Consider the following 13,091-nt stretch of genomic DNA (forward strand, 5'->3'; position numbering starts at 1 on the left):
TTGTCGGGGTGGCAGGATTCGAACCTGCGACCTCCTGCTCCCAAAGCAGGCGCGATGACCGGGCTACGCTACACCCCGATTCGGTCATTCAAAAAAAATGCGGAGAGACAGGGACTCGAACCCTGGCATCGGTTTCCCGATGACAGATTAGCAATCTGCTCCATTACCGCTCTGGCACCTCTCCTGGTTTTTAATAAAACGTGTGATCCAGTCAGGATTCGAACCTGAGACCTACTGCTTAGAAGGCAGTTGCTCTATCCAGCTGAGCTACTGGACCGATCCAAAAATTCATTGAATTTTGTCGGGGTGGCAGGATTCGAACCTGCGACCTCCTGCTCCCAAAGCAGGCGCGATGACCGGGCTACGCTACACCCCGATTCGGTCATTCTTTACGATAAATCTTTCTATTTTCGGATGAAAATTTTGTCGGGGTGGCAGGATTCGAACCTGCGACCTCCTGCTCCCAAAGCAGGCGCGATGACCGGGCTACGCTACACCCCGATAGATTTCATTATCGTGGGTGCAAATGTAAGGTGATTTTTGAAAATTAACCAAATATTTTTAAGAATATTTTTCGGAAACTTTCATATATGTTTCTAAATCTTTATCTCCTCTTCCTGAAAGGTTCAGAACCACAATGTCTTGCGGTTTAAAATTAATTTTTTCTAAAGCAGCTAAAGCATGAGAAGATTCTAATGCAGGAATGATTCCTTCCTCTTTTGTCAACATAAAAGCTGCTTCCAAGGCTTCATCATCTGTTGCATTTAAGAATTCTGCACGTCCAGTTTTGAACAAATGCGCATGTAAAGGACCAACTCCAGGATAGTCTAATCCAGCCGAAATTGAATAAGGTTCGACAATTTGTCCATCTTTATCTTGCATCAATAATGTTCGGCTTCCATGAATAATTCCTTCCGTTCCTTTGATCGTTGTAGCAGCAGTTTCTCCAGATTCTACGCCCAAACCTGCCGCTTCAACCGCGATTAATTTGACAGAATCATCATTTAAAAAATGATAAAAAGCTCCCGCAGCATTACTTCCGCCACCAACACAAGCAATCACGTAATCAGGATTTTCTTTCCCATATTTCTCTTTCATTTGTGCTTTAATTTCTTCCGAAATAATCGCTTGGAATTTTGTTACCATTGCAGGATAAGGATGAGGTCCAACGACAGAACCAATGATGTAAAAAGTTTCAGGATTATTAATCCAATAACGAATCGCTTCGTTCGTAGCATCTTTCAGAGTTTTACTACCTGATGTTGCTGGAATAACTTCTGCACCTAACATTTTCATTCGCGCAACATTTGGTGCTTGACGAGCAATGTCAATTTCTCCCATAAAAACGATACATTCTAATCCCATCAACGCACAGACTGTTGCAGTTGCAACACCGTGTTGTCCAGCGCCAGTTTCGGCAATAATTTTGGTTTTACCCATTCGTTTTGCTAAAAGTGCCTGACCAATCGCATTATTGATTTTATGCGCTCCTGTATGATTCAAATCTTCACGCTTTAATAAAATATTGGTGTTATATTTTTTTGAAAGATTTGGTGCAAAATACAATGGACTTGGTCGACCAACGTAATCTTTTAATAACAAATTAAATTCGTTTTTGAATTCGTCTGTATCGGTATATTTTGCTAAAGCTTCTGATAATTCTTCACAATTATGATGTAATAATTCTGGAATAAATGCTCCTCCAAATTCACCATAAAAACCTCTTTCGTCAACTTCGTATTTCATTTTGTTTATTTTTTAATTTTGTTCAATTCGTCCATCAATTGTATCGATAAACTGTTTTACTTCGTCAGTTTTTTTAATTCCTGGTGCTAACTCAAAACCACTATTGATATCAAATCCAATACATCTAGGATGTTGAAAATTTTTCAAGATAAATGCATCTTCCAATGTTATTCCTCCACTTAATAAAAAGGGTGTTGATAACTCATAGTTTGTTAATAATTGCCAATCAAATTTCTTTCCAGCTCCACCGTAATTACTTGATTTTGTGTCAAAAACAAAACTATCAACAACTTGTTGATAAGTGGTTAATTGTTGAAAATCTTCAATTGATTTTATACCAACAGCTTTCCAAATTTTAAAGTCTAAAAAGCTTTCATCAGTTAATAATTGTTGATGTTTTTGGTTGATTAATTCTTTACAAAAATCTGCTGTTTCATCTCCATGTAATTGCACAACATCTAATTTATATTGTTCAACTTTTTCAAGAATATTTTCGATGGATTCATTCACGAAAACACCAACTTTTTCTGCATTTGGAAAAATTTCAAAAATAGATTCATCTTCTACAAATCGTTTTGATTTTGGATAGAAAATAAAGCCAACATAATCGGGTTCGATTGCTGCAATTTCTTTGAAATTTTCGATGTTATTGTTTCCGCAAACTTTTATTTGAAAACGTTTCATTTCGATTCTTTTACAAATTGTTCAAATGCTTCGGTCGGATTTTCAGCTTTCATAAAATTTTCACCAATCAAAAATGCCTGAAATCCAGCTTGTCTTAATTCTTTTACTGTTTTAGGATCAGAAATTCCGCTTTCAGCAACTTTGATTAAATCGGTTGGTAATTGTTTCAAAATCTGTTTTGATTTTTCGATATCAACTTCAAAATTTTTCAAATTACGGTTGTTAATTCCAATCAAATCGATGAATTCATTTACTTTTTCCAATTGATCTTCCGAATGTAATTCTAACAAAACTTCCAAACCAATTTCTTTTGCTGTTTTCGCTAAATGATACACTTCATCTTTCGTCAAACATTCTGCAATCAACAACATCAAATCCGCACCAATTGCTTTGGTTTCGTAAACTTGAAATTCATCAACAATAAAATCTTTGCGCAAAACTGGAATATTTAAAACTTCTTTTGCTTGTTGTAAATCATCAAAACTTCCTCCAAAAAATTCTTCATCTGTCAAAACAGAAATCACAGAAGCACCATATTTTTCGTAACCCGAAACAACTTCTTTTACGTTTGCATCTTTGTTAATAAAACCTTTTGAAGGTGATTTTCGCTTAAACTCTGCAATAATTCCAGATTTTGATTTATCTAAAATTGAAGCTTTTGCAGATTTTACAGGAAGCAAGAAATTTTCTGAATTTTTAAAACTTTCGATTGATTGAGTTTTCTGTTTTTCTAAAATTTCAACACGTTTTTGCGCGACAATTTCGTCTAATATCGTTTTCATGGTTTCATTAATTTTTGGAATACATTTAATGCTTTTTTACTATCTAAACTTTCGTTTGCAATCGCTACACATTCTATTAAATCTTTGGTTGGATAAATTGTTTTAAGCGCTAAAGCAGCATTTGCTAACACAACTTCTTTTTGTGCTTGAGTTGAATTTCCTTCTAAAACACTCAAAAATATTTTAGAATTTTCTTCGATTGATTTTCCGCCTTTTATCTCATCTGGTTGAAGAATACTTAAACCAAAATCTTTACTTTCTAAAACAAATTCACCTGAATTATTGTACACTTTTGTAGGCGAAGTCAACGAAATTTCGTCATAACCAGCCAACGCAGTCGAAATCGAATATTTCACACCCGAATTTTGCATCACATAATGGTATAATCGCGCAGTTTTTACATCATACGTTCCTAAATTTTGAAATTCTGGTTGAACTGGATTCACCAAAGGTCCCATTAAATTGAAAAATGTTTTTACTGCCAAACCTTTTCTAATCGGAGCAACTTTCGCCAAAGCAGGATGGAAAAGAGGCGCATGTAAAAATGTAATTCCGACCTCTTCAAATTCACGCTTTAATTTATCTTGATTAACAGAAAATTCGTAACCAAAATTATCCAACATATTCGAAGAACCGCTCACAGACGACGCTCCATAATTTCCTTGTTTGATAATTTTTTCTCCAGCTCCGGCCAAAACAAAACAACTCAAAGTCGAAATATTAAACGTGTCTTTTCCATCGCCGCCCGTTCCTACAACATCAATCGCTTGCTTTGGTAAATCAACTTTGATGCATAAATCTAACAACGCTCGACGATAGCCTTTTAACTCCTCCAACGTAATGTTGCGCATATTAAAAATGGTTACAAAAGAAGCTAATTCGACTGCTGAATATTTTTCTTCCGAAATTTCCACCATAATTTGATACGCTTCATCTTCGCTCAAGGTATAATTTTCGAATAATAAATTTAATAATTTTTTCATCGTTTTAAACTTCTAACCAATTCTTAATCATCTCATCTCCAAGTGGCGTCAAAATAGATTCTGGATGAAACTGAACACCACGGACATCATAGGTTTTGTGACGCAAAGCCATGATTTCTCCTTTTGGACCAATTGCTGTAATTTCTAATTCTTCAGGAAAATCTTCGTTCGAAACTACCCAAGAATGGTAACGTCCAACTTCTAATTTTTTCGGTAAATTATGGAATAACACTTCGTCTTTTATCACTTCAATTGTTGATTCAACTCCATGAAAAACTTCTTGCGTATTTAATAATTTTCCTCCAAAAACCTCTCCAATTGCTTGTTGACCTAAACAAACTCCAAAAATTGATTTTGTTGCAGCATATTTTTCGATGATTGGTTTTAATAAATTGGCTTCATCAGGGATTCCTGGGCCAGGAGAAAGTAATATTTTATCATAATTATTTACCTCTTCCAAAGCGATTCCATCATTGCGAACAACGGTAATATCATCGGCGAATTTCTTTAGTGAATGCACTAAATTGTATGTAAATGAATCGTAATTATCGATAACTAAAATTTTCATAGTTTATAGGTTTTGAGCGATTTCTATTGAACGACGAAGCGCTCCTAATTTATGATTGACTTCTTGTAATTCATTTTCTTCAATGGATTTGGAAACAACTCCAGCACCAGCCTGAAAATATAAGGTATTTTGTTTGCTGACGAACGTACGAATTGCAATCGCCATATTGATATCTCCGTTGAATCCTAAATAGCCAATTCCGCCACCGTAAACGCCACGATTTTGATTTTCGTAACCGTCTAACAATTCCATTGCTTTGAATTTTGGTGCGCCAGAAAGCGTTCCGGCTGGAAAAGAATCTGCAAAAACTTTCATTGTATTCACACTTGGATCCAATTGAGCAGTTACTTTCGAAACCATGTGAATAACGTGAGAGAAATACTGAATTTCTTTGTATTGCGCGACTTTTACATCAGCAGAATTTCGACTCAAATCATTTCGAGCTAAATCGACTAACATCACATGTTCTTCGTTTTCTTTAGGATCAGCGATTAATTTTTCGGTTAACTCTTTGTCCAAAGTTGGACTTCCTGTTCTACGAACTGTTCCTGCAATTGGATGAATTTCTGCATGATTATTATTAATAATAATTTGCGCTTCTGGCGAAGAACCGAAGATTTTATAATTCCCATAGTCGAAATAAAACAAATAAGGCGAAGGATTTACCGAACGTAAAATGCGGTAAACATTGAATTCATCACCCGAAAATTTTTGTTTGAATTGACGAGAAGGAACAATCTGAAAAACATCTCCACGGAAACAAGATTGTTTACATTTTGTTACCATTTCTTTGAATTCATCATCTGTTAAATTCGATTGAATTTCAGATTCGACATTAAATGGATATTCAACAATTGATTTGTTATGAACAACACTTTTAATTTCAGAAAATTTAGAAATTGTTTCTTCATTTTGATATTCGATAAACTGAATTTCGTTATGAAAATGATTGAAGACCACAATATTTTGATAGAATGAATATGAAAATTCTGGGATCGTTGCTTCATTTCCTTTTGCCGAAAATTTTACTGTTTCGAAATGAGGAATCGCATCCCAAGCAATGTATCCGAATAAACCATTTACAGGTAAATCTTCTCCATTTTGAATAATGAATTGATTTGTGAATTCTTTGAATTTCTCTGTCAATTCCTGATCATTCAACGCATATTCTTTTGTTTCGCCATTTGCATACGTTTCATTTACCATTCCGTTTGTAACCTTAAAAGTTGCGATCGGATTAAGGCAAATAAAAGAGTTAGCATCTGTCTTCGAATGATAGTCAGAACTCTCTAATAATAAGGCGTTCGGATAAATATCTCGAAGTTTCAAATAAAGCTGAACAGGAGTCGTTAAATCCGCTAAAACAGTTTCTTTCTGTATTTTAAAAGTTAAATTCATTTGTTAAATATTTAGGTTTAGAGCACAAAAAAAGGCTTGTCGGTTACGACAAGCCTTTTCTACATATAACTGCATAGAGGTCTTACGAACCAACGCTTTGTTGTTCGATATTCCACCACCAGTTATTTGTAAATAATGTTTTCATTGGGACAAATTTAGAAAGGATTTTGAATTGTACAAATTATTTTTTGATAAATTTTTTAGTTGAGTGAACAATTGATATTTTTGAGTGAATAATAAAAACACAAACAAAATGGAATATAATTATAACAATCTGATTGTTGAAGTAGAAAATAAAATTGCGTTAGTTACTTTAAATCGTCCGCAAGCGTTAAATGCGTTGAACAAAGATTTATTAGATGATATTTCAAACTTTTTTACTGATGCGGATTCAGATCCTGCTATTCGAGTAATTATTTTGACTGGTTCTGGTGAGAAATCTTTCGTTGCTGGTGCTGATATCAAAGAATTTGCAAGTTTTGATGGTCGTCAAGGTGAGCAATTAGCTGCAAAAGGACAAGAAAATGTTTTTGATAAAATTGAAAACTCTAAGAAACCTGTAATCGCTGCAGTGAATGGTTTCGCTTTAGGGGGAGGTTTAGAATTAGCGATGGCTTCCCATTTTCGTATTGCATCAACTAATGCAAAATTAGGATTACCAGAGGTTACATTAGGTTTGATTCCTGGTTACGGAGGAACGCAACGTTTGCCAAAATTAATTGGAAAAGGTCGTGCAATGCAGGCAATTATGACAGCAGATATGTTTACAGCTGAGCGCGCATATGAAATTGGTTTAGTGAACGAAGTTATTGAACAAGCTGAATTAATCAACCGTGCGAAAGAAATTGCGACTAAGATCTCTAGAAATTCTTCTGTAGCGATTCGTCATGCGATTAGAGCAATTAATGCGTCGGATAAAGACAATGGTTTTGAGGTTGAAATTGAAAGTTTCGGAAATTTATTTGATGAAGAAGATTTCAAAGAAGGAACAACTGCTTTTGTAGAGAAAAGAAAACCTAATTTTAAGTAAATTTTAATTTAAAATAGTTCATATAAAAGCTTCAAGATTACTTGAAGCTTTTTAATTTTACATCATGAAAAAAATAGTTGTTGGATTCATTTTGATGATGAGTTCTATTGTGTTTTCACAAGAAATTTATCAAGTTATAGCACAAGAAGGATTGACTGTTAGAACAAGTCCGAATGGAAAACGAATTGGTAAAATTCCGTATGGATATCCTGTTAAAATTTCAGAAAAAGGTGAAGCGTTTGCAATTAAAGATAATGGGAAAGCAAAAAGTGGAAACTGGGTGAAATTAGATGTTAGCTCGTCTAAATTAATTTTGGATGAAGGAGTTAATGATTCTTCTGCTCAAGGCGATTTGTATGCGTTTAGTGGTTATTTAATCACACAACAAAATTTTGTCAATCAATTCGAAACAGAAATTTCTACGCACCCAGCTTTTAGCGAATTTTATTTAGCAACAGCTTACAAATGCTTCGCAATTAAAGGCGACTTTTTTGGTGACGGTGTGGTGGATTATTTATATAGAATGATTGATACAAAAGGAAATATCCGTTTATTTATTGTGAATAATATGAAAAAAGGAAGTCAAATTTATGGTTTGGGAGGAGCAAAAGATCCGTTCAAAATTACAAATTATGATTTCGGAACGTTGATGATGATTCCAAAAGGAACGCCACTTTATTCGAATTATAAAGATGGAGTGAAACGAAATTTAAATGGAGTTTCTAAAAATGAAATCGTAACTTTAGATTATGATGCGATTTATGTGCATCAAGATAACGCAAAAGAAGGAGGATTTATTTACCGAAAAGATGGTAAATGGAATTGGCTGAACCAAAAATAAAACTAAAATAATTATGCAAAATATAGAAGGTAAAGTAGCTTATATAACGGGCGGAACAAAAGGAATTGGATTAGGAATTGCAAAATCATTGGTAGAAAATGGTTTGAAAGTGGCAATTTCTGGACGAAACATTGATGATGTTGAAAAAGCTCGTCATTATTTAGGAAATCAAAACGTATTGGCTATTCAGTCGGATGTGAGACATTTCGAAGATGAACAAAATGCAATTGAGCAAATTATTTCTGCGTTTGGACGTTTGGATATTGTGATTGCAAATGCTGGTTTAGGAAAATTTGCACCAGTTGATGAACTTTCTTTAGAAGATTGGAATGCGATGATTGATACTAATCTAACAGGAGTTTTTCATACGATAAAAGCGTCTGTTGAAGCACTAAAAGTTTCGAAAGGATATTATATTTCGATTGCTTCTTTGGCGGGAACAAATTTCTTTGCGAATGGAGCGGGTTACAATGCTTCGAAATTTGGCGTTGTAGGTTTTACACAAGCTGCGATGTTAGATTTGAGAAATTATGATATCAAATGTACAACGATTATGCCTGGTTCTGTGACTTCAAACTTTAATGATCATGTGCCAAATTCGGAGGATGGATGGAAAATTCAGCCCGAAGATTTAGGACAAATGGTAGTTGATTTATTGAAAATGAATCCAAATGTTTTGCCAAGTAAAATAGAAGTTCGTCCTACGAAAACAAAATAATTTAAAGATCTCGATAAGAGATCTTTTTTTATGAAAAAAATATTTCGTAATTACCAATAGTTTACATAGTTTCGTGGAAAAATAAGAATACAATAAAGGTATTTTTTTAACGAGCACTTTTTAATGAATTTTAAAAAATCAGTCAATCATTTTCGTCGTACAATTATGCGTCGATTAACAGGAGGAATAGGTGATGGTAATTTGCCAAAGATAGACAAAGAAAAACCTCTTGAACTTAATAGAGTACTGATAAACAGACCCAATCAACGTCTGGGAAATATTCTATTGATTACACCTTTGATTCAGGAAATTATCCGATATAATCCTGGTGTTAAAATTGACTTATTTGTAAAAGGTAAGGTTGCTCCGATTATTTTTGAGAACTATCCTCAAGTTGATCAAATTATTGAATTACCTAAAAAACCTTTCAAAGAATTGATTCAATACGCTAAAGTTTGGCTAAAAATCAAAAAAAAGAATTACGATTTAGTCATTAATGTTGATAAAAATTCATCTTCAGGACGACTTTCAACTTCTTTTGCGAATTCTAAGTATAAAATTTTTGGAAATGAATTTGAAATGAATTCGAATCAAGAAATTCATATTCATCAAGCGCAATATCCAGTTTATGTGTTTAGAAAATTCTTAGAATTATTTAAAAATAAAGAAGGAAATTTAGATAATCCAACTCTAAATATTCAGTTAACAGAGCAAGAGTCTACAAAAGGAATAGAAATGTTAAATGAATTGATTCAAGATCCTTCAAAGAGAACGTTGGCGTTTTTTACGTATGCAACAGGTGTAAAATGTTATGATGAGGAATGGTGGATAGAATTTTATAATTTATTTTATCCAAAATATTCGCAAGAATATAATTTAATTGAAATTTTACCTGTCGAAAATATTTCGATGCTAAATCATAGATTGCCTACTTATTACAGTAAAGATGTGAGAGAAATTGCAGCTGTGATGAAAAGTTGCGAATTTGTGATTGCAGCCGATTCTGGTATGATGCATTTGAGTTGTGCAGCGCCTACAAAAACAATTGGTTTGTTTAAAGATCAAAGCTTCTTAGAGCGTTATAAACCTTATGGAATAGGAAATGCTGTAGTCTTGATTAATAATGAAGATAAGGGTATTCTTGTTCAAGAAATGGATAAATTATTGGTTTAAAAAAAAACTGTTTTTTATCATCAAACAAAGTTCGTTTCGATTTGATATGAAATAAATTAGCTTCAACAAAAATATTTTAATTTCGTTTGATTATTTCATAGCTTTGTCCTCTGAAATAATTTAAAAATGTCAACAGAGTTTACAATTATCATCCCAATTTATAATGAGGAAGATAACTTGATAAGATTGGAAGAAACAATGAATCAATATCTGTCAAAGTCAATAAAACGGACTGAAATTTTATTGATTAATGATGGTTCTAAAGACAAAAGTTTGGCTCTTATCAAAGAGATTTGTAATAGAAATCAAGCTTTTCATTATATTTCTTTTGACAAAAATTATGGTTTATCTGCAGCTATAAAAGCTGGTTTTGATACAGTGGAATCAAAATGGGTTGGTTATATCGATGCGGATTTACAGACTGATCCAGAAGATTTCAATAAATTATTAGCGTTAGCAGATCAATATGATTTGGTGACTGGAGTTCGTGCAGATCGCAAAGATTCTTTCGTGAAAAACATGTCATCTAAAATTGCCAATTCTATTCGTAGAGCATTTACCAATGATGGAATGGATGATACGGGTTGTCCATTAAAAGTTATAGATGCTGAAAAAGCGAAAAAAATTCCGATGTTCAAAGGATTGCACCGTTTTTTACCAGCTATGATTTTATTACAAAATGGAACGGTTACTCAAGTTCCTGTCAAGCATTTTCCTCGTATTGCAGGCGAATCAAAATTCAATTTATGGAACCGTTTATTAGGACCGTTAATGGATTGTTTTGCATTTGTTTGGATGAAGAAAAAATACATCAATTATAAAATTCAAGAAAGAGCGTAATGCCAAATTGGGTTATCATCAGTATTGGTTTTCTTGCACAAGCACTTTTTTCGAGTCGTCTTATTTTACAATGGATTGTTTCCGAAAAGAATAAGAAAGTTCTTACACCAAAATTATTTTGGGAAGTTAGCTTGTTTGCCTCTGTTTTGCTATTTTTATATGGTTATTTACGTCATGATTTTTCGATTATGTTGGGACAAACATTGACGTATTATATCTATATAAGAAATATTCAACTTCAAAATCATTGGAAAGAATTTCCGAAAATAGTACGCATTTTCTTGTATATTTTTCCTGCATTAATTGTTTTATATGGTTTCAATAACGGAATTTTTGATGTAGATTTATTATTCAAAAACGAAAAAATTCCGATGTGGCTTTTATCTTTAGGAGTCGTATCTCAGGTACTTTTCACATTTCGTTTCGTCTATCAATGGATTTATTCCGAACGAAAACACGAATCGCAATTACCAATGGGATTTTGGGCCATTAGTTTAACAGGATCATTGTTGATTTTAACTTACGCGATTATTCGAAAAGATCCCGTCTTATTTGTTGGTCATTTTATGGGATTTATCGTTTATGCTCGAAATATATTAATCAAACGAAAAGAAAAAAATGGTTCAGTGGATTAAGCAAAATTCAGTTTTATTTTTAATCATCGTAACAATTTTGATGTTGTTTGTCAATCTTGGCGTTTTACAAACGAACATTATGGAAGCTCGAAACATTATTTCGGCGCGAGAAATGGTACACGATGGAAACTGGATTTTTACTACGCTTAACGGCTTGCCTCGCTATGAAAAGCCACCTTTACCAACTTGGATTACCGCTGCTTTTGGAAGTGTTTTTGGTTTCGAAAACTTTTTTTGGTTACGCATTCCAGTTGTTCTAATTACCATTTTATTGGTCGTTTGGTTCTATAAAACATTAACGCATTTCGATTTAACAAAACAACAAGTTGTTAATTCTTCATTGGTTTTAATTACTTCATTTTACGTGTTTTTCTCTGGAAGAGACAACAATTGGGACATGTACACGCATAGTTTTGTGATGGGAGCGATATTGTTTTTAGTGAAAGAATTTCAATCATCAAAATTTAATTTTTTCAACTTTATTGCTGCATTTTTCTTGTTAGGATGTTCGATAATGAGCAAAGGTCCAGTTTCGTTGTATGCGTTATTTTTACCGTTTTTAATTGCTTATTTTATTGTTTATAGATACAAATTAGGAAGAAATTTAGGAATCACAATTTTAACGATAATATTAGGTTGCGTTGTAGGATTTGCATGGATGATGTATGTCAAATACTTTGATGCAGAACATTTTTTAGCAGCTTCTCAAAAAGAAGTAAACAATTGGCACAGTTACAACACTCGCCCAATTTATTATTATTGGAGTTTCTTTACGCAATCGGGTTTATGGACAATTCCAGCTTTGGTTAGCTTGATTTATCCTTATCTAAAAAATAAAGTTGCAAACAAAAAAGCTTATCAATTTGCTTGGTTATGGACAATTTTATCGGTGGTTTTATTATCTGTAATTCCAGAAAAAAAATCAAGATATTTATTACCAGTTTTAATTCCATTAGCGATGAATATTGGCTTTTACATCGAATATTTACGATTAGAATTCAAAAATTTATCAAATAAAACCGAACGATATTTTACCAATTTTACGTTTGGTTTATACGGAATAATAGGAATTGCGATTTCAGTTGGTGTTTTTATTTATACAAAAGATCGTTTGTCAGAATTTTTAGTTTGGTCGATTCCTTTTGCTATTGTTGGATTCATTTTAGGAATCTCAATTTTTAAAGGATTAAAGATAAAATCATTTGAACAGATATTTTACTCAACTATTTTATTGATGTGCTCGGTTGTTGCATTTGGATTTCCACTTTCTAAATTAACTTTTTCCGAAGAGTTGTATTCTTCTGCTAAAAATCTAAAGAAATTAGAACAACAAAATCAAATTAAAACATACGAATGGCAAAGTTTTGTTCCAGAAATAGTGTTGAATTATGGGACTTCAATTCCTGCAATTAACGATGGAAAGAAAACTATTTTCCCGAAAGAAGAGAAGTTTGGAATGTTAGCAAGTCCGTCAGATTCTACTTTTTTTGCGGATCATTTCAATAATTATTCAATCAAAAAAATTGGTGTGGTCGATTTGAATCATTCTTCAAAAGATCAAAAAAATTATAACGATCGTATTCAAAGAAACTATTATTTGATTCAAAAAAAGTGATTAAATTTCGAGTAAAATTTTTAGCTTAAATTTTCGTTATTCTAATAAAATCTTTTGCAGTTTCGGATTCTATTTTTT

General features: G+C 32.9%; 13 protein-coding genes and 5 tRNA genes. 7 read left to right on the forward strand and 11 right to left on the reverse strand.

Translation table 11 applies throughout. The annotated features are described in order from the left end of the window. Window positions 1-3: 3 nt before the first annotated feature. From FH779_RS01025 to FH779_RS01075, 11 genes are all read right to left on the reverse strand, one after another. A tRNA-Pro gene (locus tag FH779_RS01025) sits at window positions 4-78 on the reverse strand. Window positions 79-100: 22 nt separating this feature from the next. Next, window positions 101-184: transfer RNA gene (locus FH779_RS01030), tRNA-Ser, on the reverse strand. 19 nt (window positions 185-203) lie between these two features. Continuing rightward, window positions 204-277 (reverse strand) — tRNA-Arg (locus FH779_RS01035). A 24-nt stretch (window positions 278-301) separates the two neighbouring features. Continuing rightward, window positions 302-376: transfer RNA gene (locus FH779_RS01040), tRNA-Pro, on the reverse strand. A gap of 50 nt (window positions 377-426) precedes the next feature. Continuing rightward, window positions 427-501 (reverse strand) — tRNA-Pro (locus FH779_RS01045). A gap of 60 nt (window positions 502-561) precedes the next feature. Then, on the reverse strand, window positions 562-1,746 hold the full coding sequence (gene trpB / locus FH779_RS01050; protein ID WP_180905745.1) for a tryptophan synthase subunit beta: 1,185 nt from the start codon (window positions 1,744-1,746) through the stop codon (window positions 562-564). A gap of 12 nt (window positions 1,747-1,758) precedes the next feature. Next, a complete protein-coding gene (locus tag FH779_RS01055) occupies window positions 1,759-2,430 on the reverse strand; it encodes a phosphoribosylanthranilate isomerase (protein ID WP_180905746.1) in 672 nt (223 codons plus the stop codon). Further along, window positions 2,427-3,212, reverse strand: a complete 786-nt coding sequence (gene trpC / locus FH779_RS01060; protein WP_180905747.1) for an indole-3-glycerol phosphate synthase TrpC — start codon at window positions 3,210-3,212, stop codon at window positions 2,427-2,429. The genes FH779_RS01055 and trpC overlap by 4 nt, the downstream gene beginning before the upstream one ends. Then, window positions 3,209-4,195 carry an anthranilate phosphoribosyltransferase gene (trpD, locus tag FH779_RS01065; RefSeq protein ID WP_180905748.1) on the reverse strand — a complete coding sequence of 329 codons (987 nt, stop codon included), beginning with the start codon at window positions 4,193-4,195 and terminating at the stop codon, window positions 3,209-3,211. The genes trpC and trpD overlap by 4 nt, the downstream gene beginning before the upstream one ends. Before the next feature lie 4 nt (window positions 4,196-4,199). Beyond that, window positions 4,200-4,763, reverse strand: a complete 564-nt coding sequence (locus FH779_RS01070; protein ID WP_180905749.1) for an anthranilate synthase component II — start codon at window positions 4,761-4,763, stop codon at window positions 4,200-4,202. Window positions 4,764-4,766: 3 nt separating this feature from the next. Then, a complete protein-coding gene (locus tag FH779_RS01075) occupies window positions 4,767-6,161 on the reverse strand; it encodes an anthranilate synthase component I family protein (protein WP_180905750.1) in 1,395 nt (464 codons plus the stop codon). 253 nt (window positions 6,162-6,414) lie between these two features. On the opposite strand from FH779_RS01075, the gene FH779_RS01080 reads away from it, so the two are divergent. The 7 genes from FH779_RS01080 to FH779_RS01110 all read left to right on the forward strand — a co-directional run bounded on the left by FH779_RS01080 (window position 6,415) and on the right by FH779_RS01110 (window position 13,013). After that, the gene (locus tag FH779_RS01080) at window positions 6,415-7,191 is read left to right on the forward strand and encodes an enoyl-CoA hydratase/isomerase family protein (protein ID WP_180905751.1); all 777 of its coding nucleotides are present in this window, start codon (window positions 6,415-6,417) and stop codon (window positions 7,189-7,191) included. Window positions 7,192-7,255: 64 nt separating this feature from the next. Next, entirely contained in the window at window positions 7,256-8,032 is a 777-nt protein-coding gene (locus tag FH779_RS01085) for a hypothetical protein (protein ID WP_125349992.1), read from the forward strand. Window positions 8,033-8,045: 13 nt separating this feature from the next. Continuing rightward, complete coding sequence (locus FH779_RS01090) at window positions 8,046-8,750, forward strand: SDR family oxidoreductase (RefSeq protein WP_038330800.1); 705 nt, start codon at window positions 8,046-8,048, stop codon at window positions 8,748-8,750. 123 nt (window positions 8,751-8,873) lie between these two features. After that, window positions 8,874-9,923 carry a glycosyltransferase family 9 protein gene (locus tag FH779_RS01095; protein WP_180905752.1) on the forward strand — a complete coding sequence of 350 codons (1,050 nt, stop codon included), beginning with the start codon at window positions 8,874-8,876 and terminating at the stop codon, window positions 9,921-9,923. Between the two features lie 126 nt (window positions 9,924-10,049). Then, on the forward strand, window positions 10,050-10,763 hold the full coding sequence (locus tag FH779_RS01100) for a glycosyltransferase family 2 protein (RefSeq protein ID WP_180905753.1): 714 nt from the start codon (window positions 10,050-10,052) through the stop codon (window positions 10,761-10,763). Further along, a complete protein-coding gene (locus tag FH779_RS01105; RefSeq protein WP_180905754.1) occupies window positions 10,763-11,398 on the forward strand; it encodes a lipid-A-disaccharide synthase N-terminal domain-containing protein in 636 nt (211 codons plus the stop codon). Before FH779_RS01100 ends, FH779_RS01105 begins: the two co-directional genes overlap by 1 nt. Continuing rightward, on the forward strand, window positions 11,382-13,013 hold the full coding sequence (locus FH779_RS01110) for an ArnT family glycosyltransferase (protein WP_180905755.1): 1,632 nt from the start codon (window positions 11,382-11,384) through the stop codon (window positions 13,011-13,013). The genes FH779_RS01105 and FH779_RS01110 overlap by 17 nt, the downstream gene beginning before the upstream one ends. The last annotated feature ends 78 nt before the right edge of the window (window positions 13,014-13,091 follow it).

The sequence above is a fragment of the Empedobacter falsenii genome (genome assembly GCF_013488205.1).
Classification (GTDB): Bacteria; Bacteroidota; Bacteroidia; order Flavobacteriales; family Weeksellaceae; genus Empedobacter; species Empedobacter falsenii_C.